This window comes from Pyramidobacter sp. C12-8 (genome assembly GCF_002007215.1).
Taxonomy (GTDB): Bacteria; Synergistota; Synergistia; order Synergistales; family Dethiosulfovibrionaceae; genus Pyramidobacter.
Genome location: NZ_MUHX01000037.1, coordinates 1 through 20,910, shown reverse-complemented (window position 1 = coordinate 20,910; position 20,910 = coordinate 1). Strand labels below are relative to the sequence as shown.

Genomic DNA, 20,910 nt, shown 5'->3' with positions numbered 1-20,910 from the left:
AGAGGTGTTACAAAGGGAAGTAACGGAGCAGTCATACCGGTGAAGGCAGCAGTTTGCTGTCCGGCCATAACAGCCTTTGAAGACAGTCTCTGCATGTTTTCTGATCTCTCTGGAGATCGTACTCGGCGACTTCAGAACTGTTGAGGCAATACTTCTGAGAGATTCTCGCCGGTTGAGGGCGCTTTCAATGGCTTTTCTTTCAGCCAGAGTCAAATGTTTGTTCATGATGATGAACTCCTTTCCGAGATCTGTTGTCTCGTAAGAAAGGTCTTTCATCAATTCAGACTAAATGCAAGCTTCTTTTAATTCAGATTTAATGCAACGGGGTACCGGATGTTGGGTTGCATTTACCTTGAAGAATTTCATCCTTTTTTTGTGGACTCGTATTTTGTCGTCTTGCAAGAGTAACTGCTGTCCTTTGACGGTGTTTTTGTTATAATGTTTTAGGGGATTTTTTCAGGGCAGGAGGCGGGAGAATGGAACACAACGACAACTTCTGGTGGTACATCACGCTGCGCGGGCCGGCGGGGCTGGAAGACGTGCTCAGCTCGGCGGCGGAGAGCACGGGCTGCCTCGGCTCGACGGTGACGAACGAGGGCGACGCCGTCGACCTGCAGGTTTATTACCGCGCCAATCAGGATCTGGGCGAATGGCTGAAGATGCTGCAGCCGTACCTGGAACCGTGGCGCGAGATCGAGATCAAGGACATGGGGCGGGTGGAGAACCGCGCCTGGAACACGGAGTGGATGGATGCCTTCCCGCCGCTGAACGTGGGCGAGAAGCTGGTCGTCATGGCGCCGTGGCACGCCGGCAAGGAAGATCCCGGCCGTCTGCCCATCTTCATCTATCCCGGCTCGGCGTTCGGCACGGGCTACCATCAGAGCACGCAGGCGGTGCTGACGCTGATGGAGCGCTGGCTGAAGCCGGGCGACGTGGTGGCCGACATCGGCTGCGGCACGGCGATCCTTTCCATCGCGGCGCTGAAGATGGGAGCGGAGCGCGCCTACGCCCGCGACCTCGATCCGTCCGTCGTGCACGAGGCGGTGCGCAACACTCTGGAACTGAACGGCATCGCCGAGGAGAAACTCGACATCGCCGTTGGCGATCTGCTCAAGGGCTTTGAACATAAAGTCGACCTGCTGCTGGCCAACATCCTTTACGAGCCGAACCTGGCCATGCTGCCCGACGTGGCGGGCGCGCTCAACCCCGGCGGGCGGGCGATCTTCTCGGGGCTGGTCGTCGAAGAGGGCGAGAAGTTCAAGGAAAAGCTTGCGGAAAACGGCTTGCGCCTCGTCGACGAAGTGCGGCTGGACGACTGGTGCGGTCTTGCCGTCGCCAGGCTCTGAGCCGCTGCGGGGGCGTCGCGTCACCGTTCAGGCGCTGGGTTGCCGCACGAACCTCGCCGAGGCGGAAGCGCTGGCCTCGGCGTTTCAGCGCCGCGGCGCGCTGATCGTGGACGAGCCGCCGTACGACGCGGCCGTGATCGTGACCTGTTCGGTGACAGGCGCGGCCGACCGCAAGAGCCGCCAGCTGATCAACCGCTGCCGCCGCGCGGGAAAAAACGTCTGCGTCGCCGTGTGCGGCTGCTGGGCGCAGGGCGTCGGCGAGAAAAAAGCCGCGGCGATGGGCGTCGATCTGCTGATCGGCAACCGCCTCAAGAGCGAACTGCCCGGCCGCGTCGCGCAATGGCTGGCGGGGCATAAGCGCCCCTTTGAAGCCGTGCGGGGCGAGATGGGGCGGAAGTGGGACGCGCTGGAACTGGAACGCTCCCCCTATTTCGGGCGCGCGTTCGTGAAGGTGCAGGACGGCTGCGACCACCGCTGCACGTACTGCATCGTCCCCGTCCTGCGCGGGCCCTCGGTCAGTCGGTCCGCAGCCGACATTCTTGCCGAAGCGCGCCGCTGCGCGGCGGCCGGGCAGTTCGAGCTGATCCTGACGGGCGTGCATCTGGGGCTTTTCGGCCGCGACAGCGGCGAATCCTTTGCGGCCCTGATCCGCGAACTTGACAAAATCGAGGGAATAAAGCGCCTGCGTTTCGGTTCTCTGGAGCCGTTTTCCATCGGCGACGATCTGCTCGAGGCGCTGGCGCAGTCGCCGCGGTTCTGCCGCCATCTTCATCTGCCCGTGCAGTCCGGCGACGACGAGATCCTGCGCCGCATGGGGCGCGGGCACACGGCCGCGGATTATCTGAAGCTGGTCGAGCGTCTTCGCGAGGCGCTGGGAAGCGACCTGCACATCTCCACCGACGTGATGTGCGCGTTCCCCGGCGAGAGCGAGACGGCCTTCGAAAACACGCTGGCGCTGCTTGAGGCGGCGCGCGTCGGCCGCGTGCACGGCTTCCGTTATTCGCCGCGCCCCGGCACGCCGGCGGCGGCCATGCCCGGACAGATCCCGGCGGAGATCGCGCTCGCCCGCGCCGAACGCCTGAAAAAAGCGGGACGGGAATGTTTGGCCGCGGAGGCGCGGCGCTGGATCGGGCGCGCAGTGGAAGTGCTTTTCGAAGGGAGACAGCGCGGCCATGCGCAGGGATATACGCGCGGCTATTTTGAATTCCGTCCCGAGAGGGAAAGTATTTATGACGAACTGCGGAAAATGACGGTGATATCGAGCAAAAACGGGGTTCTTTGGGGCCGTTAGGAAGAAAAAGACCGGCTGTCGATAATTGCCTATTGTCGGAAGCAGTTCAAGAGTGATAAAATAATCGCTATGCGAGGTGACGACGATGGAATCCTGTCCATTTTGCGCGATCGTGCAGAAGCGGCTTCCCGCGGAGATCGTGTACGAGGACGAGAATGCCTTGGCTTTTCGCGACATCAGGCCGCAGGCGCCCGTTCACGTGCTGATCGTGCCGAAGGAGCATGTCGGTTCTGCCGACGAGGTGCAGGATCCCGCCCTCTGGAGCCGGCTGATGCCGGCCGTCAAGGCGACGGCGGCGAAGCTCGGCGTGTCCGGCGGATACCGGCTCGTCGTCAACTGCGGCGAATCTGCTGGTCAGACAGTCCCCCACCTTCATATCCATTTACTAGCGGGGCGAGGGCTCCAATGGCCCCCGGGTTAAAAGTTTGATGCAGGTGGAACAGAAAGGAGGGAATTGTTTTGACGACAGTCGTTAGAAAAGACAACGAATCGATCGAAGACGTCCTTCGTCGTTTTAAGAGAGACGTCTCCAAAGCGGGAGTCCTTCGCGAGGCCCGGAAGAAAGAACACTACGAGAAACCCAGCGAGGCGAGAAAGCGCAAGCGCCAGGAACTCTCTCGCAGAAAAGTCAGGGGGTAAGCAGCCGTGAGCACTTTGACCGATCGGGTTTCCGCCGATCTGAAGACGGCCATGAAAGAGCACCGGGAGCTCGAGCTTTCCGTGTTCCGCATGCTCAAGGCCGAGCTTCAGAAGTTTCAGGCCGACAAGGGCGTCAGCTACGAACTGACCGACGACGACGTGATTTCCCTCGTCGGCCGTCTGGTGAAGCAGCGCCGGGAAGCGGCGGAGCAGTACAAGGCGGCGGGCGCGGGCGACCGCGCCGAAAGCGAGCTCGCCGAGATCGAAGTTCTTGACGCCTACCTTCCCGCCCAGCTCAGCGCCGAAGAAGTGGAGACGCTCGTGCGCGAAACGGCCGCCGAGATCGGCGCTGCTGCGCCCAAGGACATGGGCAGAGTGATGAAGGCTGTCATGCCCCGGCTGAAAGGCCAGGCTGACGGCGCGCTTGTCAAGGACGTTGTGATGCGCGTCCTGCAAGGTTGAGTATTGCGTGAAACGGGTCTGGAGTTTTCCTCCGGATCCGTTTTTTTTGAAGGCATTGATACTCGTTCTTGATCGATTGATCGAAGGAAAGGAGTTGTCAGAATCGATGAGATGCCCTCAGTGTGGTTCCATGGAGACTCGCGTGATGGAAACGCGCACCGCCGAAGAGGGACGCACGATCCGCCGCCGCCGCGAGTGCACGGCCTGCGGGTTCCGCTTCACGACCTACGAGCGCGTGGAAGAGCGAAAAGTGCTGTGGATCTCCAAGAAAGACGGGCGCCGCGAGGCCTTCGACCGCAGCAAGCTGGTCCGCGGCATCAGCCGCGCCTGCGAGCGCCTTCCCGTTTCCCTCGACACCATCGAGGACGTGGCCGCCCGTATCGAAGCGCGCCTGCGCGAAAGCGGCGACGAAGTTTCCAGCATGGCGATCGGCGAACTGGTCATGAAAGAGCTGGCCGAGATCAACAAAGTGGCTTACGTGCGCTTCGCTTCGGTGTATCGCGAGTTCACCGACCTTTCCAGCTTTCAGCGGGAAATCGCCAAACTGGTCTCCCGCGCCGGGCAGCCGGAAGCAGCCGGCGAAAAGAAAGAGGAGAAGAACGCCCCGAAGAAGTGAAATCTTCCGTGCTCGATGCGCACAGATCGGTCTTTATGTGAGATAATGAACCGGTTACACCGACAAAAACATCGCCGCGGCTTTTCCTGCGGCGAAAAGGAGAGAGAGTCCTGCTATGCGTTCTCTGAACGTTCCCAATCTCTTGAGCCTGTCGCGCATTTTTTTGGCTCCGTTCGTGATGGTTCTGCTGCTGTACACGCGCATCGGCCGGGGCATTCCTTTTCTCAGCGCTTACGGCCTTGACCTGACCTACAGCGACCTGCTGGCCGGTCTGGTCTTTATTATTGCGGCGCTGACCGATACCGTCGACGGCTACATCGCGCGCAAGAAGGGGCTGATCACCAATCTCGGCAAATTCATCGACCCGCTCAGCGACAAGGTGCTGGTCATGGCCGCCCTGATCGCGCTGCTGGAGCTGCACCGCCTCAGCGGCTGGATGGTGATGGTCATCGTCGCCCGCGATTTCATGGTCAGCGGCCTGCGCATGGTGGCCGCCGCCGAGGGGCAGGTCATCGCCGCGTCCCGGCTCGGCAAGTTGAAGACCGTTTCTCAGATCGTCGCCATCGTGATGATGATCTTCAGGATTCCCTATGCGATCTATGTGATGTATTTCAGCATCGTGCTCACCGTCTGGTCGGGCGTGGTCTACGTGGCCAACGGCTGGGAACTGATCACCGACGCTGATTGATTTCGTAAATGCCAAGGCCGCCCGTGCGGCCTTTGTGAAAAAATATATTCCGGACTCGCGTCACCCGGTTTTTTTACGAGAGGTGGAAGGTTTATGTTCGAATCACTGAAACGCGCCATGGGGCTCGATCCCAACGAAAACGCCCTGAAGCGCTACCGCAGGAAGGTCGAGGAGATCAACGCGCTCGAGCCGAGGATCCAGGCCATGAGCGACGAGCAGATCCTGGGCCGCGCCCTGGAGATCAAGGCCGACATTCAGAACGGCGCCGGGCTTGACGGGCATCTGGCGGAAGTTTTCGCGATGGCCCGCGAAGAAGCGAAGCGCAAGCTGGGGCTGCGTCCCTTCGACGTGCAGCTGATCGGCGCCATGGCCCTGAACGACGCCAACATCGCCGAGATGAAGACCGGCGAAGGCAAGACGCTGGTCGCGCCGATCGCCGTGATCCTCAACGCCTACAAGGGCGAGGGCGTGCACGTGGTCACCGTCAACGACTATCTGGCCCGCCGCGACGCCAACTGGATGGCGCCGCTGTACGCCGCCATGGGGCTGAGCGTGGCCGTGATCTACGCCTTCATGGATCCCGAAGAGCGCAAAAAAGCCTACCGGGCCGACATCACCTACGGCACGAACAGCGAGTTCGGCTTCGACTACCTGCGCGACAACATGGTCCTCCAGGCCGACGAGATGGTGCAGCGCGGGCATTCCTACTGCATCGTCGACGAAGTGGACTCCATCCTCATCGACGAAGCCCGCACGCCGCTGATCATCTCCGGCCCTTCCGAGGACGACACCGGCGCCTACATGAAGGCCGATCAGATCGCCACGCAGCTCAAGGGCGTGTTCAAGGACCCCAACGAGATCGAAGTGCACAGCTTCCTGCTCGACGACAAGGACCGTCCCGAGCCGGACGGCGATTTCGTCGTCGACGAAAAGGAAAAGACCGTCGTGCTCACCTCGAAGGGCATCGCCAAGTGCGAGCAGCTCCTCAAGACGCCCGGCCTGTTCTCCGACATGGCGCACGCCGACATGGCCCACAAGATCAATCAGGCGCTCAAGGCCCATTATCTGTTCAAGAAAGACGTGCATTACGTCATCAAGGACGGCGAGATCGTCATCGTCGACGAGTTCCGCGGCCGCCTGATGTTCGGCCGCCGTTTCTCGGACGGACTGCACCAGGCCATCGAGGCCAAGGAACACGTCAAAGTCGGCAAGGAGAGCCAGACTCTCGCCACCATCACGATCCAGAACTACTTCAGGATGTACAAGAAGCTGGCCGGCATGACCGGAACCGCCGCCACCGAGGCCGAGGAGTTCAAGGACATCTATCATCTCGGCGTCGTCGTCATCCCCACCAACAAACCGGTGATCCGCAAGGACTGGCCGGATCAGGTCTACCGCACCATGGACGAGAAATTCGCGGCCGTGGTCGAAGAGATCGAGAAGATCCACGCCGCCGGCCGCCCCGTGCTGGTCGGCACCGTTTCCGTGGCGGTTTCCGAGCACGTCAGCAGGCTGCTGCGCGCCCGCCGCATTCCCCATCAGGTGCTGAACGCCCGCTACCACGAGAAAGAATCGGCCATCGTCGCTCAGGCCGGCCGCTTCAACGCCGTCACCGTCGCCACCAACATGGCCGGCCGCGGCACCGACATCCTGCTGGGCGGCAATCCCGATTTCCTCGCCCGCGAGGAGTACCGCGCCAAAAATCTCGATCCCGCCAAGGACGCGGAGAAGTGCGCGGCCATCCTCGAGCAGATGAAGGTCCTCTGCGCCGCCGAAAAGGAAAAAGTGCTCGAACTGGGCGGCCTCTGCATCCTCGGCACCGAGCGCCACGAGTCGCGCCGCATCGACAATCAGCTGCGCGGCCGCGCCGGCCGTCAGGGCGATCCCGGCAGCTCGCGCTTTTATCTGTCCCTCGAGGACGATTTGCTGCGGCTGTTCGGTTCGGACCGCATCGGCGGCATGCTCGACAAGCTCGGCATGGAGAAAGGCGAATCCATCGAGCATCCGCTGCTGACCCGCGCCATCGAGAACGCCCAGAAGAAAGTGGAAATGATGCACTATGACGTGCGCCGCCAGCTGCTGCTCTACGACAACGTCATGAATCAGCAGCGCGAGGCCGTCTACGCCGAGCGCTCGACCATCCTCGGCGATCCGGAGATCCTCGAGCACGCCCGGGAGATCGCCGTCAGCAACGTTGACGACATCATCGACGCGGCCTTCCCCGAGGACAAGGAAGCCAATCCCGTTTACGCCGCCAACAAGCTGCGCGGCATTTACTGGCCGGGCATCGAGAAGGCGCTGGCCGGAGCCGACGACCGCCGCAACGTCATGCCCGCCGCCGAAAAGATGAAGGAAGAGGTTTCCGCCCGCTTCGACGAGCGGGTCGACAAGCTCGAGCCGGCCGTGGCCGAAGGGCTGTTCCGCTTCATCGCCCTGCACGTGCTCGACGGCGCCTGGAAAGAGCATCTGCTCGGCATGGACGTGCTGCGCCAGGGCATCGGCCTGCGCGCCGTCGGGCAGAAGGACCCGCTCATGGAGTATCAGTTCGAGTCCTTCAACCTCTTTCAGGAGACCATGGCCCACGTGCGCGAGCAGATCACGCAGCTGTTCTTCCGCGTCGCCATCGTCTCCGACGAAGACCGCCTGCGCCGCGCCGCGCCCGCCGCGATGAGGGAACACCGCGGCTCCGCCCCCGCGCCGTCGAAGGCGGCGGCCGAGGAACTGGGCTTCAACCCGCAGAACTCGCGCGGCAGCTACTTTGCGAACTACAATACGGGCGGCGAACGCCCCCAACCGGTGCGCGTCAAGAAAGTCGGACGCAACGATCCCTGCCCCTGCGGCAGCGGCAAGAAGTACAAAAACTGCTGCGGCAGAAACCTCTAGGAGGCGGTCATGAAAAAGTTTGCTCTTGCGTTGTTTTTGGCGCTCTGCCTGCCGGCGGCGTCTTTGGCGCTGCCCCTGACTTCGGCGGACATCGCCAAAATGGTGCAGGATTGTCCTACGCTCGAGGAGTACCGGGGCGCCGAGCCCGCGGTGATTTGGAGCCGGAAACAGCTCTACACGCAGGATCCCCAGGGACGTGCCGTCAAAAGCACGTCCTATGTGATCCTCTGCGGAGCGACCGCGCGCCTCGGCTGGCTTCAGGACCAGCTCGTCGCTCCCAACGGCGGACATATCGAACTCGAACAGGCGGCGATCTTCGATCCCGGCACGGCGAAGCTTCTGCACGACCTTTCTTATGACCGGGATGAACTGGCCGAGCACGGACGGCTTCTCGTCAAATTCCCGAAGATGGACGACGTTTACGTGCTCGTGCTCAGCTATCGCCAGATCTTCGCCGAGCCGAACGTGATGGAAGACATCGCCTGGCTCGGTTCCGAATATCCCACGTGGGAGGGCAGCGTGCAGATCCGCATCGCCAAGGAACAGGCGCTGGACTGGGAGTCGAGCACCAACGCGGTTCCCACGATCGACGTGGACCAGACGTTCCGCCGCTACGGCTGGTTCTACTTCAAACAGCCGGCCAACCGCGGCATGCGCGGCATGCTCGAAAGCTCCGACCCTTACGTGGTCTTCAGCCTGGCGACCGGCCCCGCTACGGCCGTGGCCATGATGCACGATCTGGAAGAGCGCCGCTGGCCCGATTTGCCCGCGAAGTATGTGGTCGGCGAAGGCAGTTCCCGCGACGACGTTCTGAAAAGCATCGAGAAGTTCTGGCGCAGCGCCGACCGGCTTCCCGGGCGCGGCACGTGGCGCAGTCCCCGGATGATCCCCGCCGGCGGTCCTTGGACCACGTGGGAGTCCATGTACCTTCTGGCGTCCTGGCTGCAGAAGCAGGGCTGGAAGGCCGAAGTCTGGTTCCAGCACGTCCTGCCGCAGGACCGCGAATCCATCTCCTGCGCGCCGGCTCTGACCCATCCGGTGTTTCTGCTCGGCGAGCCGGGCGCCAAAAAAAGCTGGTACTACGTGCCCGGACAGCCGGGGGAGCCAGGCAAGCTGCCCGTATCGCTGCGCGGCAAGACGCTGTACGCCGCCGGCGCGAAGAAACTTCGCCGCCATTCGGTCGGCGGCACCCGCCTGGAGAAAAACCGCCTTTCCATCGCCTGGAACCTTGACGTCGACGCCGACTGCATCGTCTCCGGCACGGTCGATATCCGCGTGCGCAACAATTGGGTCGAAACGTACGAGTCGCTGGCGGACGGGCGCAAGGATCAGATCTATTCGCTGTTCCCCGGCCTCGAAGGCTGGATCGACCTCGATGGGGACCTCGACATCTCGCCGCTGGGCAGCCAGGGCTTCAAACTGGTTCTGCCCGTGAGGGCAAGGTCCGGCATCGAAGGGCAGCAGGGCCTGATGATCGGCCTGCCCTCGATCGCTCCCGGCCCGATGATGCGTCTTCTTGACGTGGGCAGCAGCGCCGTGCTGAAATATCCCTTCGTGGTGGAGCAGTCCTACCGCGTGCAGCTTCCCAAGGGCTACCGTTCCATGGGCGCGCCGCTCAAAATGGAGCAGGGGAGCATGGTCAGCAGCTACGCGAGCCAGTACCGCATCAATCAGCGCAAGAATCAGCTTGAAGGCGAAGAAAAGCTGATCCAGTCCTCTATGCGGGTCGACGTGCCGTATCTGGACGGCTTCAAACGCGTGATCGAAACGTGGGGCACCTGGAAAACCACCAGCCTGGCCTTGATGCCTGCCGGCCGCTCGAAGTAAAAGTGCATAAAACGATGGGAGTATAAATTATTATGTCAGAGAACACGAGTGCGCTGAAGGCTCTTGTTTGGGGAGCCCTTGAAGCGATCGCAAAGGAAAAAGGGCAGGATCCCGCTTCGCTGGGCGAGCTCCACTTCGAGCGCCCCAAGCAGGAGAACCACGGCGACTGGGCGACGAACGCCGCCATGCAGAACTGCAAGCTGCTGGGCTGCAAACCGCGCGACCTGGCCGGGGACATCGTGCGCCGCATCGGCTCGGACAAGCACATCCGCCGCGTCGAAGTGGCCGGTCCCGGCTTCATCAATTTCTATCTGTCGAATCTGTGGATGGGCGACATCGTCCGCGACGTGCTGGCGGCCGGCGGCGATTACGGGCGCGTCGATCTCGGCAAAGGGCGGAAAGCGCAGGTCGAGTTCGTCAGCGCCAATCCCACCGGGCCGCTGCACGTCGGTCACGGCCGCGGCGCCGCGGTCGGCGACGTGACGGGCAACATCCTCGCCTTCGCGGGCTGGAGCGTGGAGAAGGAATACTACGTCAACGACGCCGGCCTGCAGATGAACATCCTCGGGCGTTCCACGCAGTCGCGCTATTTCGAACTGCTCGGCCATCCCGAGAAGTTCCCTTTCCCCGAGGAGTCCTACAAAGGGCGCTACATCTACGACATCGCTCAGGAAGTGGTCGACGCCCGGGGCGAAGAGTTCCTCGACCAGCCGCTCGAAACGTCGCTGCCGTTCTTCAAAACTTACGCGGCCGGGCGCATCCTCGAGCAGATCAAGGACGAACTGGGCGAGTTCGGCGTCACGTTCGACAACTTTTTCTCCGAGAAGTCGCTGTACGACCGCGATCTCGTGCCGGCCGCCGTGCGGACGCTGAAGGAGCGAGGCCACCTCTACGAGCAGGACGAGGCGCTCTGGTTCCGCAGCACGGAGTACGGCGACGACAAGGACCGCGTGCTGATGCGCTCCAACGGAGTGCCCACCTACTTCACGTCGGACATCGCCTATCACAAGGAGAAGTTCGACCGCGGCTTCGAGCGCGTCGTCGACGTGTGGGGGGCCGACCATCACGGTTACGTGCCGCGCATGAAGGCCGCCATCGAAGCGCTGGGCTACGATCCGAAAAAGTTCACGATCCTGCTGATCCAGTTCGTCAACCTGCTGCGCGACGGCGAGCAGGTGAAGATGTCCACGCGCAGCGGCCAGTTCGTGGAGCTGCAGGAAGTGGTGAGGGAAGTCGGCGTCGACGCCGCGCGCTATTATTTCCTGATGCGCCGCAGTGACAGCCATCTCGACTTCGATCTCGAACTGGCTAAAAGCCAGTCGGCGGACAATCCCGTCTATTACGTGCAGTACGCTCACGCCCGCCTGTGCAGCATCCTGCAGAAGGCCGCCGAGAGGGGGATCGCCGTGCCCGCCGTCTCGGCCTTCGATCCCGACGCCATCGCCACGCCCGAGGAAAAACGCCTGTTCACCAAGCTGGCCCAGTTCCCCGACGAAGTGGCTCGGGCCGCGGCCGACCTCGAACCCCACCGCATCGTCACCTACGTTCACGAGCTGGCGGGCGATTTTCATTCGTATTACAACAACGGCAGCCGCATCCTCGAGGAATCCGGCGCGCTTCGGGACAGTCATCTGCTTATGATCGCCGCCATCCGCACGGTGATCGCCAACGCCTTGCGCCTGCTCGGCATCAGCGCGCCCGAAAAGATGTAGCCATGAAACTGCGCTGGGTGGCCTTTTGGGCGATGGTCGTCATGGCGGCGGCGATGCTCGTCACGTCGGCGCTCAACGAACTTCGCCGGCAGCGGCGCATGGACGAACTGATGGAAGAAAAGGTCGAAGCGCTGCGTCAGGCGCAGGACAAGCTCAATCGCCTGCGCGACCGCGTGGAATTTTTCAAGACCGAGGAAGGCCAGGCCTGGATCGCGCGGGACAAGCTGAACATGGCCTTCGGCGGCGAAGAGATTTATAAGATCGAAGGGGAAGTCCCGGACGATAAAAAAACGGCGACGGAATCAAAATAGAATTTCCCTTTGCGATCGGACATAAGGGCCCAAAAAAATCCTGAACGTGCGAGAGACGTTCAGGATTTTTTTTGGGCCCTCATCATACGCGGTTTTCGTTAAAAGCCCTATCGCTTCGCGCCCTTTCCGCAGCGCTGGAGACGCGTAGAAAATCAGTATTATATAAAAATCGACGATCAAAAAATATTAGCTCTTTACAAAAATATTTTCGTGGATATAATATGGCCCAACGCGATTTATTTATTGCGCATGACGACGGGATCACAATGATATATGGTTCAAGAGGGGATGAAACGAAAATCGGTCCGGCTGAAGTGCGCGCAGCGGAAGATCGCGTTCACTGAACTCGTGAGGAAAGGGGATTGAATTCCATGACGAAGCAGGAACTGAAAGACCTGGCGTGCGGGATCATCGACGCACACCGCGAGCAAATCACGGCGCTGGGCGACAGCGTTTTCGCCGAGCCGGAGACGGGCTGGAAGGAGTTCAAGACGGCGGCGAAGATCAAAGGAGTTTTCGAATCTCTGGGGTACCCGACGGCCGACGAACAGTGCATCACGGGCGTGATCGCCCAGGTCCGCGGCAGGGAAAGGAAGCTGAAGCTTGCCGTGATGGGCGAGCTGGACGCGCTCGGCGTGCCCGACAGCCCCTTCGCCGATCCTCGCACGGGGGCCGCGCACATGTGCGGCCATCACTGCATGATCGCGGCGCTGTCCGGCGTGGCCTACGCGCTGCACGACCGCCGCGTCATGGACGAGCTGAGCGGCGACGTGGCGCTGATGGCCGTGCCCGCCGAGGAATTCATCGAGATGGGCTACCGCGGCCGGCTGCGCCGCGAAGGCAAGATCAAAATGTTCGGCGGCAAGCAGGAGTTCATTTACCGCGGCCTGATGGACGACGTCGACATGATGGTCATGCAGCACACCACGCCGACCGAGGGCGAGCAGGAGACGCCGGTCAAGGCCAACGTCGGCGGCACGTCGAACGGATTCGTCAGCAAGGAAATCTTTTACGCCGGCAAGGCGGCCCATGCCGGCGGCTCGCCCCACAACGGCGTCAACGCGCTCAACGCGGCCAAGATCGGCCTCGTCGCCATCGACGCGCAGCGCGAGACGTTCCGCGACGAGGACCATATCCGCGTCCATCCCATCGTCACCAAGGGCGGCGACACCGTCAACGTCGTTCCGGCGGACGTGCGCATCGAAACTTACGTGCGCGGCGCCTCCGTCGAGGCGATCCTGGACGCTTCGCGAAAAGTCAACCGCGCGCTGAAAGCCGGCGGCGACGCCGTGGGGGCGGAAACGATCATCGACGAGGTGCCGGGCTACCTGCCGATGAAGCCGTGCGGCGCGCTTCAGGACGTGATGTACGCTAACCTTGTTCAGCTCTTGGGGGAAGACGCCGTCGGACGTTCCACGCCTCACAGCGGCGGCAGCACGGACGCGGCCGACGTGGCGGCGCTGATGCCCGTGGTCCACGCCTATATCGGCGGCGCGGCCGGGGTGGCGCACAGCAAGGACTACCATATCGTCGACAAGGATCTGGCGTATATCGTCGCCGCCAAGGCGCTGACGATGACGGTGATCGACCTGCTGGCCGACGGCGCCCAGATCGGCCTGAAGATCAAGGCGGATTTCAAGCCTCAAATGACCAAGCGGGAATACATCGACACGTGGGTCAACATGAAATGAGCGCGAGAGGGCGGCAAAATTTTACGTGACGGGGTGAAAAGAATGCGGGATTTTTTCAAGGATTGGAAAGTGCATGCGCTGTGCGTCGTCATTGCGCTGGCCGCCGAGGCTCTCGGCGTAAGAAAGTTCCAGATCACGCCGGCGGTCGGTTTCAGCCTGTTCCCGATGCTGTACGCCATGGCCATCGGCATCGTCATGGGAGCGTGGAAGCTCCTTTCGCTGGAAACGATGAAGCAGGCCTCGGCCTATACCACGATCTCGGTCATGTTCCTGACGGCGAAGGTCGCTTCCGGCATCGCTCCCGGGCTTTATAAAATTTATACGGAAGGCAAACTCGGCGGCACGGCGCTGGCTTTGATCCTTCAGGAGTTCGGCAACATGGGCACGGCGATTCTCGGCGTGCCGGTCGCCGTCTTTCTGTTCAAGATGAACCGGGCCGCCATCGGCTGCACCGTCTCCACGTCGCGCGAAGGCACCATCGCCATTATCGGCGAGCTGTACGGCCTGGACAGCGACGAGGGGATCGGCGTCATGGGCGGTTATGTGACCGGCACCGTGCTGGGCACGATTTTCTTCGGACTGATGGCTTCTCTCTGCGCCCGTTCCGGCCTGTTCCATCCGTACGCGCTGGGAGCCGCCTGCGGCGTCGGTTCCGCTTCGATGATGTCCGCCTCGCTTGGCGCCCTGCAAATCGAGTTTCCCGAGATGGCCAGGGACATCCAGACGTACGCCTACACTTCCCAGGCGCTGACGAACGCCGACGGCATGCTGATGAATCTGCTTCTGACGCTGCCCATGACGAACTGGCTGTACGAAAAGTGCGCCGGGATCCGCGGCATGGGAATCCCCGCGCAGCCTCTGCCTGACCTTGGCGAAGCGGAAGCAAAGATCGAAGCGGAAGACATCGAGGAAAGCTGAGGAGGCGATCGTCATGACCAGAATGTGGATGCTTACGAAAGGCTGGATCGTATCCGGCGTCGTGGCGGCGTTCTGCAACTATGTCTACACGCTGAGGCTGAACGATCCCGCCAGAGTGGTCAGGCCGCTCGAAGCCGCTCCCGGACTGCTGATCTTCCTGGGCATCATCGTGCTGGCGCAGCTGATCTATCAGGGCATGAAGGCCGCCGCCCCGCGCGTGAAGTTTCCCGCAGTCCTGTACATCACGTTCATCGGGATCCTGGTGACGTGGCCGGGGCTGCTCCCCTGCGCCGATTTCGTCAACAGGGCGGTCGGCAAAATCTATCTGCTGCCGCTGTGCACGCCGATCTTGGCCTATTCCGGCATCGCCGCCGGCAAGGATCTGAAGACTTTTAAGGAACAGGGCATCGCCATCGTCCTGACCACGCTCATCGCCCTGGTGGGCACGTTCGTCGGTTCCGCGGTCATCGCTCAGCTGGTCATGAAATGGACCGGCGTGTTTTAAAAATGACATTCTGAAAAAGTCCGCCGTCCGAGAAAATCTCAGGCGGCGGACTTTTGCGACGGAGCGGCCGCCGCCCGCCCACCCGCGGAGACGAAAAAGATCCGCTTGCGCGGCGTGAGCAAGTAATGTATAATCGCTAGTTGTAGTTCCCTGCCCCATGAGGGGCCGACAGTCCAGAGGGAGGAGGTGTTGCGCGTGGTACGTTCATACGAAATGATGGTGATCATCGATCCCACCGTCGAGGACCACAGCGTGGAAGTCAAGGCTATCGAGGAGCTCGTCGTCAAACTCGGCGGCGAGGTCGCGAAGACCGACGTTTGGGGCAAGCGGCGTCTCGCTTACGAGATCAAGAAGCTGACCGAGGGCATTTACGTCGTCGTCGAGTTCAAGATCGACCCCGATCAGCTCAAGGAGCTTAACCGCGTTCTCAGCCTGCGTCCGCTTATCGTTCGTCATCTCAACGTCGCGGCGGACGGAAAGTAGGCAGGTGTCTTCCGATGCGAGGGTATAACAGAGCTATTATCATGGGCAACGTGGCCCGCGATCCGGAGATCCGTTACACCGCCACGCAGCGCGCCGTGGCGTCGTTTTCCGTGGCCGTCAACCGCAGCTGGAAAGACCAGAACGGCGAAATGCGCGAGGAAGTCTGCTTTATCCCCGTCGTCGTCTGGGGCAAAGGTGCCGAAGTCTGCGAACGCTACCTGAAAAAGGGCGGCGGCATCCTGGTGGAGGGACGCATCAACGTGCGTTCCTACGAGGCGAAGACCGGCGAGAAACGCTACGTCACCGAGATCGTGGCCGACAACTTCCAGTTCGTGGGCGGACGCCGCGACGACAGCGGCGGATCTGCGCCTTACGGAGGGCAGGACGGCGGCGGTTCTTTCCAGAGCCAGGGCGGCGGTTCCTATCAGTCGGCCCGCGGCAGCGCGCCGAGAAGTTACCGCGATGCCGCGCCGTCGCAAAACGACGGCGGCTTCGGCGCCAACGACAGTTTCCCCATGGATATCTCCGAGCTCGATTCGGGCGCGGCCAGCGTTGCGCCGCCCGAGGACGAAGCCGACATTCCCTTTTAAAGTCCGCGCTCCGCGCGCCGCGGGCGCTGCGGAGCATTGAACGGGGGCGCGCCCCTGGTTTGTTTTTTTGCGAAGGAGGTTTTTCCCGATGCCCTTTTCCGGTCCGATGAGAAAGAGAGGCGGCAAGCGCCGTCCGAAGGTTTGCTTTTTCTGCGTTGACAAGCTCGACGAGGTGGATTACAAGGATGTGGAGCGCCTGAAGAAGTACGTCAGCGAGCGCGGCAAGATCATTCCCCGCCGCGTCACGGGCAACTGCGCCAAGCATCAGCGTCAGCTGACGGTCGCCGTGAAGCGCGCTCGTTTCATGGCCCTTCTGCCCTATACCGCCGAGTAATCATACGCACGCACAGAGAGAGGATGCTTGTCTTCCTCTCTCTTTTTTTACACAATCCGTGAAAAACGCGGCTGCTCCGTTCAGCCTGCCATCATAGAAGGGGGAAAATGGACATGACACAGGCGCGCGGCCTGGTGGAATCGGCGCTCCTCACGGGGCTGTCGGTCATTCTGTACGTTGGGGCGGACATCCCCGTTCTGGGGCTGCTCCTGGCTTTGCTCAGCCCGGTCCCCCTGGTGATCCTGGAAATGCGCCACGACCTGCGGCTCGGTTTTGCGTCGCTGATCGTCGGCTCCGCGCTGGTGCTGCTTTGGGGCGGCCCGATCGCCGCGCTGTCCTACGCGCTCGGCTTCGCCCTGATGGGGCTGAGCATGGGGCGCATCATCGAGCTGAAGCGGTCCGCCGTCGAGATCCTGGGCTGGAGCTCGCTCGTCTCGCTGGGCTGCAAGCTGATCATGGCCGTCCTCCTCTTTTACGTCACCGGGCTCAACCCGATGAACCTCGACATGAGCGGCGCCCAGCAGATGATGGACATGATGCTGAAGCTGCCCGTCGGCGCCGAACTGTCGGCCGCCGTCAGAGCGCAGCTCGAAGCGACCATGAAGATCATGCCGCTGATCGTCCCCGCCGTTCTCATCCTCGTGGCCGTGATCGACAGCGCCGCCTGCTACTGGATCACCGGGCACGTGCTCGGGCGTCTCGACCGCGTCGAACTGCCCAAGCTGCCGCCCTTCAGCCGCTGGCGTTTCCCCTCCAGCCTGATGTGGGCTTTCCTCGTCGGGCTGCTGTGCACGTGGGCCGGCGCGAGCTATCCGGCGCAGGCGGGCTTTCTCATCCGCGTCGGGCTCAATCTCGATCTGCTCGTGCGCACGCTGTTCCTGATTCAGGGCATGTCCCTGGCGGCGTGGTACATGGACCGCCGCGGCCTGCCCCGCATCGTCCGCAACGTCGTACTCGTGACGCTTGCGGTCGTCCCGTTCCTGTCGCAGCTCGCGACTTTCGCGGGGATTATCGACATGTGCTGGAATATAAGATATCGTTTTGGAGGCGATCGTTCATGAAAGTCATTCTCAAGGAAGATGTGCGCAAGCTCGGCAAAAAGGACGCCGTCGTCGAAGTTTCCGACGGCTATGCCCGCAATTTCCTGTTCCCGCGCGGCCTCGCCGTGGAGGGCACCGCGCAGAACGTCAACATCCTCAAGGACAAGACCGCCGCGGCCGAGCGCCGCGACTCGAGGCTCACCGCCGAAGCCGAAGCCGTGAAATCGAAGATCGCCGGCAAGGTCGTCAAAATGAGCGTCGGCGCCGGCGAGGGCGGACGCCTGTTCGGCAGCGTCACCGCCGCGCAGGTCGCCGAAGCTTTGGAAGCTCAGTACGGCGTGAAGCTCGACAAGAAAAACGTCAAGATCGACGGCGCCGTCAAGGCGCTGGGGGCTTATGCGCTGACGCTGAAGCTCTATCCGGGCGTCGAGTGCGCCATGACGCTGTCCGTGGAAGGGCAGCAGTAGCGTCGTGCCTGACGAGATCTTCGACCGCCTGCCGCCGAGCAATCTCGACGCCGAACGGGCGGTCCTCGGCGCCTGCCTGCTCGACCGCGAGGCGCTGGTCGACGTCACCGAGTTCCTGTCGCCGGAGGATTTTTACGACCTGAACTACCGCGACGTCTTCAACGTGATCGCGGACATGGTCAAGACCAGCCGTCCCGTGGACATGCTCACGCTCAGCGCCGAGCTGCAGAACCGCGGCCTGCTGGAGAAACTGGGCGGGCAGGCGTTCCTCGCCGCCGTCATCGACAGCGTGCCCACGGCGGCCAACGCCGCCTACCACGCCCGCATCGTGCGCGACAAAGCCATCCACCGCCGCCTCATCAGCGCCGGCAACGCCATCGTGCGCATGGGCTACGACGAGAGCAAGGACCTCAGCGAACTGCTCGAGGACGCCGAGCGCTTCGTCTTCGAAGTTTCGCGCCAGCGCAACGAGGCCAACTTCAAAAGCCTGCGCGACGTCATGCCTTCCACCTTCAACAAGATCGAAGAAGCCTTCAACCGCGAGGACACCGGCATCACCGGCATCACCAGCGGCTTCATCGGCATCGACCGTCTCACCAGCGGCCTGCAGCGCGGCGCGTTGAACATCATCGCCGCCCGCCCCTCGATGGGAAAGACGGCCCTGGCCATGAACATCGCGCGCAACGTCGCCGTCAAAGCCCAGCTGCCCGTGCTCGTCTTCAGCCTGGAGATGGGGGCCGAGCAGCTGGCCCTGCGTCTGCTCGGCGCCGAAGCGCGCATGAACCTGCAGGAACTGGTCAACGGCTCCTTCGCGCGCGGCGACTGGAAAGATCTTCAGGACGCCGCCTCGATCCTCATCGAAGCGCCGCTGTACATCGACGACAGCTCCATCCTCTCCACGATCGAACTGAAAGCCCGGGCCCGCCGCTTCAAAGCCAAGCACGGCGAACTGGGGCTGATCGTCGTCGATTACCTGCAGCTCATGAGCGCCAGCCGCGCCATGGACAGCAAGCAGAACGAAGTGGCCGAGATCTCCCGCGGGCTCAAAGCCATCGCCCGCGAGCTGGAAGTCCCCGTCATCGCCCTGTCGCAGCTGTCGCGCGCCGTCGAGAGCCGCAACGAAAAGACGCCGCAGCTCTCCGACCTGCGCGATTCCGGCGCCATCGAACAGGACGCCGACCTCGTCGCGCTGCTGTACCGCGAGAGCTATTACGCCAAAGACCCGGAAGGCCGCAGCGACAACTCGGCTTCGCTCGACATCGCCAAGAACCGCAACGGCCCCACCGACAAGGTGAGGCTCGTCTTCCTGCGCGAGTACACGCGCTTCGAAGACATGGCCTACGGCCGCTGAAATATTTTGTACTAATTCTTGATAGAAAGTATTAACATAGTTTCCCGGGCGCTGCGGAGGAGTTCAGTCGCTCAGGACTATTTCGACCGCTACGCGGTCTGCGCAGCTCGCTTTGTGAATCTCCTCCGCAGCGCCTCTGTATTCGGCATTTTAATTGAGAAATAGTATTCATGACGAAAAACGCCTTTTCCACCGCACGGATGTGGAAAAGGCGTTTTTCGTTGTTGTTCGTTCAGCGCGACGCTGCGGGCAGCAGCTCGCGCATCGCTTCGCCGAGGGCTTTGACGCCGGCGTCCATCTGCGCGGGCGTGGCGAAAGTGAAGCACATTCTGAAACTGTGCTCGCCGCCGCCGTTGGGGAAGAACGGCCCGCCGACGACGAAAGCCACGTTGCGCGCGATCGCCCTTTCGAACAGTTCGCTGGCGTCAATGCGCGGCGTCGTAATCCAGTAGAAGAAGCCGCCGTGCGGCGTGACCCATTCCGCTTCGCCCGGGGGCAGATGCCTGCGCAGCGCCGCTTCCATGAGGTCGCGCTTGCGGCGGTAGTGGCCGACGATCCCGGGCAGATTGGCCTCGAGCGCTCCCGAAGCGCAGTACTTGAAGACCAGCGCCTGCGCCACGATGCTGGTGCTCGTGTCCGCTCCCTGTTTGAAGACCGCCAGCGTGCGGATCAGCTCGGCCGGACCGACGCACCAGCCCACGCGCGTGCCCGGCGCGAGGATCTTGGAGAACGAGCCGGCGTACAGCACGCAGCCCTCGCCGTCGAGCGAGTAGAGCGTCGGCAGGTCTTCGCCCTCGAAGCGCACGCTGCCGTACGGGTCGTCCTCCATGATGATCAGACCGTAGCGGCGGGCGATCTCCACGAGCCTGCGGCGGCGTGCGAGCGAGAGCGTCGCGCCCGAAGGATTGTGGAAGTTGGGGATCGTGTAAACGAAACGCACCTTGCCCCCGGCGGCGAGGACCCGGTCCAGTTTTTCCGGGAGCAGATCGACCATCATGCCGTCGCCGTCGCAGGGCACGGTGATGAACTTCGCCCCCTGATTGTACATGTTCAGCGAGTTGCCGAGGAACGTCGGCTCCTCGGTGACGACGTAATCGCCGCGGTCGACGGTGGCGCGGATCAGCAGATCGCAGACCTGCGAGCTGCCCGCAGTGACGAGGATCTCGTCGCGCGAAACGGCGCGCCCGAGGCGGGGCGCCATCCAGGCGCGGAGAAAGTCCAGCAGCGGCGGATAGCCTTCGGTGGCGCCGTACTGGAGGATGTCGCGCCCTTCGTCGCGCAGGATCGACGCGCCGGCGTAAAACTCCTCCACGGGGAAAGCTTCCGGCGCGGGCATGCCGCCGGCGAAACTGATCATGCCGGGCCGGCGGATCAGCCGGAACATTTCGCGGATCGGCGAGGGACGGATGCCGAGCGCGGCCTTGCTGAACTGCTTTTTCACGTCGAACGTCACGGGAAAAACCTCCCTGGATCGCAAGAATTTTCATACTGATACCGATTATAGCGCTTTTCAGCGGAGCCGGCCATAAAGGCGCGGGAAAGAATAAATGCGAAAAATGCGATCCCCGATAAACCGACGGCCATCGGGGATCGACGTTTGCCGCAGGTCCTTCGAAAAGGCGCCTGCGCCCTGCGGACGGCGGCGGGGGCGGTCCATCATGTTTCCTCACTGAAATATCGCGCGACAAACCTCTGGGAAATTCCGCGGCGCGGGCCGGGCGGAGATCCGATGTTTTTCATGAAGTTTTCTGTTTTT

At 62.2% G+C, this 20,910-nt stretch carries 22 protein-coding genes; 20 read left to right on the top strand and 2 right to left on the bottom strand.

What is annotated here, in order from left to right; all coding sequences use genetic code 11:
* On the bottom strand, nt 1–276 hold a 276-nt coding region (locus B0D78_RS11220), incomplete at its 3' end, for a helix-turn-helix domain-containing protein (protein ID WP_143521727.1).
* A 200-nt stretch (nt 277–476) separates the two neighbouring features.
* Between B0D78_RS11220 and B0D78_RS11215 the strand changes: the two genes are divergently transcribed.
* The 20 genes from B0D78_RS11215 to dnaB all read left to right on the top strand — a co-directional run bounded on the left by B0D78_RS11215 (nt 477) and on the right by dnaB (nt 19,154).
* Nucleotides 477–1,346 carry a 50S ribosomal protein L11 methyltransferase gene (locus B0D78_RS11215; protein WP_078017039.1) on the top strand — a complete coding sequence of 290 codons (870 nt, stop codon included), beginning with the start codon at nt 477–479 and terminating at the stop codon, nt 1,344–1,346.
* A complete protein-coding gene (locus tag B0D78_RS11210; protein ID WP_078017038.1) occupies nt 1,327–2,637 on the top strand; it encodes a MiaB/RimO family radical SAM methylthiotransferase in 1,311 nt (436 codons plus the stop codon). Before B0D78_RS11215 ends, B0D78_RS11210 begins: the two co-directional genes overlap by 20 nt.
* A 112-nt stretch (nt 2,638–2,749) precedes the next feature.
* On the top strand, nt 2,750–3,058 hold the full coding sequence (locus B0D78_RS11205) for a histidine triad nucleotide-binding protein (protein ID WP_446737333.1): 309 nt from the start codon (nt 2,750–2,752) through the stop codon (nt 3,056–3,058).
* A 38-nt stretch (nt 3,059–3,096) separates the two neighbouring features.
* Nucleotides 3,097–3,276: a 30S ribosomal protein S21 gene (gene rpsU / locus B0D78_RS11200; protein ID WP_009165205.1), complete on the top strand. Its 180-nt coding sequence runs from the start codon at nt 3,097–3,099 to the stop codon at nt 3,274–3,276.
* Nucleotides 3,277–3,282: 6 nt separating this feature from the next.
* Nucleotides 3,283–3,738, top strand: coding sequence for a GatB/YqeY domain-containing protein (locus tag B0D78_RS11195; RefSeq protein WP_078017036.1), 456 nt, complete (start codon nt 3,283–3,285; stop codon nt 3,736–3,738).
* Nucleotides 3,739–3,844: 106 nt separating this feature from the next.
* Entirely contained in the window at nt 3,845–4,354 is a 510-nt protein-coding gene (gene nrdR / locus B0D78_RS11190) for a transcriptional regulator NrdR (RefSeq protein WP_078017035.1), read from the top strand.
* 115 nt (nt 4,355–4,469) lie between these two features.
* Nucleotides 4,470–5,042, top strand: coding sequence for a CDP-diacylglycerol--glycerol-3-phosphate 3-phosphatidyltransferase (gene pgsA / locus B0D78_RS11185; RefSeq protein WP_078017034.1), 573 nt, complete (start codon nt 4,470–4,472; stop codon nt 5,040–5,042).
* Between the two features lie 93 nt (nt 5,043–5,135).
* Nucleotides 5,136–7,925, top strand: a complete 2,790-nt coding sequence (secA, locus tag B0D78_RS11180; protein ID WP_078017033.1) for a preprotein translocase subunit SecA — start codon at nt 5,136–5,138, stop codon at nt 7,923–7,925.
* Between the two features lie 9 nt (nt 7,926–7,934).
* Entirely contained in the window at nt 7,935–9,752 is a 1,818-nt protein-coding gene (locus B0D78_RS11175) for a hypothetical protein (protein ID WP_078017032.1), read from the top strand.
* Nucleotides 9,753–9,784: 32 nt separating this feature from the next.
* Nucleotides 9,785–11,464, top strand: coding sequence for an arginine--tRNA ligase (argS, locus tag B0D78_RS11170; RefSeq protein WP_078017031.1), 1,680 nt, complete (start codon nt 9,785–9,787; stop codon nt 11,462–11,464).
* A gap of 2 nt (nt 11,465–11,466) precedes the next feature.
* Nucleotides 11,467–11,775 carry a hypothetical protein gene (locus B0D78_RS11165; protein ID WP_078017030.1) on the top strand — a complete coding sequence of 103 codons (309 nt, stop codon included), beginning with the start codon at nt 11,467–11,469 and terminating at the stop codon, nt 11,773–11,775.
* Nucleotides 11,776–12,146: 371 nt separating this feature from the next.
* Nucleotides 12,147–13,466: an amidohydrolase gene (locus tag B0D78_RS11155; protein ID WP_078017028.1), complete on the top strand. Its 1,320-nt coding sequence runs from the start codon at nt 12,147–12,149 to the stop codon at nt 13,464–13,466.
* Nucleotides 13,467–13,508: 42 nt separating this feature from the next.
* Nucleotides 13,509–14,384 (top strand): DUF3100 domain-containing protein, encoded by an 876-nt coding sequence (locus B0D78_RS11150; protein ID WP_240496169.1) that lies wholly within the window; start codon nt 13,509–13,511, stop codon nt 14,382–14,384.
* Nucleotides 14,385–14,397: 13 nt separating this feature from the next.
* Nucleotides 14,398–14,889 (top strand): hypothetical protein, encoded by a 492-nt coding sequence (locus B0D78_RS11145; protein WP_078017026.1) that lies wholly within the window; start codon nt 14,398–14,400, stop codon nt 14,887–14,889.
* Nucleotides 14,890–15,084: 195 nt separating this feature from the next.
* Entirely contained in the window at nt 15,085–15,372 is a 288-nt protein-coding gene (rpsF, locus tag B0D78_RS11140; RefSeq protein ID WP_078017025.1) for a 30S ribosomal protein S6, read from the top strand.
* Between the two features lie 14 nt (nt 15,373–15,386).
* Nucleotides 15,387–15,962: a single-stranded DNA-binding protein gene (locus B0D78_RS11135; RefSeq protein ID WP_078017024.1), complete on the top strand. Its 576-nt coding sequence runs from the start codon at nt 15,387–15,389 to the stop codon at nt 15,960–15,962.
* An 88-nt stretch (nt 15,963–16,050) separates the two neighbouring features.
* Nucleotides 16,051–16,296, top strand: coding sequence for a 30S ribosomal protein S18 (gene rpsR, locus B0D78_RS11130; RefSeq protein WP_078017023.1), 246 nt, complete (start codon nt 16,051–16,053; stop codon nt 16,294–16,296).
* Between the two features lie 113 nt (nt 16,297–16,409).
* Nucleotides 16,410–17,357, top strand: coding sequence for a YybS family protein (locus tag B0D78_RS11125; protein ID WP_168170119.1), 948 nt, complete (start codon nt 16,410–16,412; stop codon nt 17,355–17,357).
* Complete coding sequence (gene rplI, locus B0D78_RS11120; protein WP_078017021.1) at nt 17,354–17,803, top strand: 50S ribosomal protein L9; 450 nt, start codon at nt 17,354–17,356, stop codon at nt 17,801–17,803. The genes B0D78_RS11125 and rplI overlap by 4 nt, the downstream gene beginning before the upstream one ends.
* 4 nt (nt 17,804–17,807) lie before the next feature.
* Nucleotides 17,808–19,154 (top strand): replicative DNA helicase, encoded by a 1,347-nt coding sequence (dnaB, locus tag B0D78_RS11115; protein ID WP_078017020.1) that lies wholly within the window; start codon nt 17,808–17,810, stop codon nt 19,152–19,154.
* 232 nt (nt 19,155–19,386) lie between these two features.
* Here the strand turns inward: dnaB and B0D78_RS11110 are convergent, their stop codons facing one another.
* On the bottom strand, nt 19,387–20,607 hold the full coding sequence (locus tag B0D78_RS11110; protein WP_078017019.1) for an aminotransferase-like domain-containing protein: 1,221 nt from the start codon (nt 20,605–20,607) through the stop codon (nt 19,387–19,389).
* Nucleotides 20,608–20,910 lie beyond the last annotated feature (303 nt).

Excerpts from the sequence above, each read along its gene's own strand:
- B0D78_RS11215 (WP_078017039.1), top strand. The coding sequence starts at position 477 with ATGGAACACAACGACAACTTCTGGTGGTACATCACGCTGCGCGGGCCG.
- nrdR (WP_078017035.1), top strand. The coding sequence starts at position 3,845 with ATGAGATGCCCTCAGTGTGGTTCCATGGAGACTCGCGTGATGGAAACG.
- pgsA (WP_078017034.1), top strand. The coding sequence starts at position 4,470 with ATGCGTTCTCTGAACGTTCCCAATCTCTTGAGCCTGTCGCGCATTTTT.
- secA (WP_078017033.1), top strand. The coding sequence starts at position 5,136 with ATGTTCGAATCACTGAAACGCGCCATGGGGCTCGATCCCAACGAAAAC.
- B0D78_RS11175 (WP_078017032.1), top strand. The coding sequence starts at position 7,935 with ATGAAAAAGTTTGCTCTTGCGTTGTTTTTGGCGCTCTGCCTGCCGGCG.
- argS (WP_078017031.1), top strand. The coding sequence starts at position 9,785 with ATGTCAGAGAACACGAGTGCGCTGAAGGCTCTTGTTTGGGGAGCCCTT.
- B0D78_RS11165 (WP_078017030.1), top strand. The coding sequence starts at position 11,467 with ATGAAACTGCGCTGGGTGGCCTTTTGGGCGATGGTCGTCATGGCGGCG.
- B0D78_RS11155 (WP_078017028.1), top strand. The coding sequence starts at position 12,147 with ATGACGAAGCAGGAACTGAAAGACCTGGCGTGCGGGATCATCGACGCA.
- B0D78_RS11150 (WP_240496169.1), top strand. The coding sequence starts at position 13,509 with ATGCGGGATTTTTTCAAGGATTGGAAAGTGCATGCGCTGTGCGTCGTC.
- B0D78_RS11145 (WP_078017026.1), top strand. The coding sequence starts at position 14,398 with ATGACCAGAATGTGGATGCTTACGAAAGGCTGGATCGTATCCGGCGTC.
- B0D78_RS11135 (WP_078017024.1), top strand. The coding sequence starts at position 15,387 with ATGCGAGGGTATAACAGAGCTATTATCATGGGCAACGTGGCCCGCGAT.
- rpsR (WP_078017023.1), top strand. The coding sequence starts at position 16,051 with ATGCCCTTTTCCGGTCCGATGAGAAAGAGAGGCGGCAAGCGCCGTCCG.
- B0D78_RS11125 (WP_168170119.1), top strand. The coding sequence starts at position 16,410 with ATGACACAGGCGCGCGGCCTGGTGGAATCGGCGCTCCTCACGGGGCTG.
- rplI (WP_078017021.1), top strand. The coding sequence starts at position 17,354 with ATGAAAGTCATTCTCAAGGAAGATGTGCGCAAGCTCGGCAAAAAGGAC.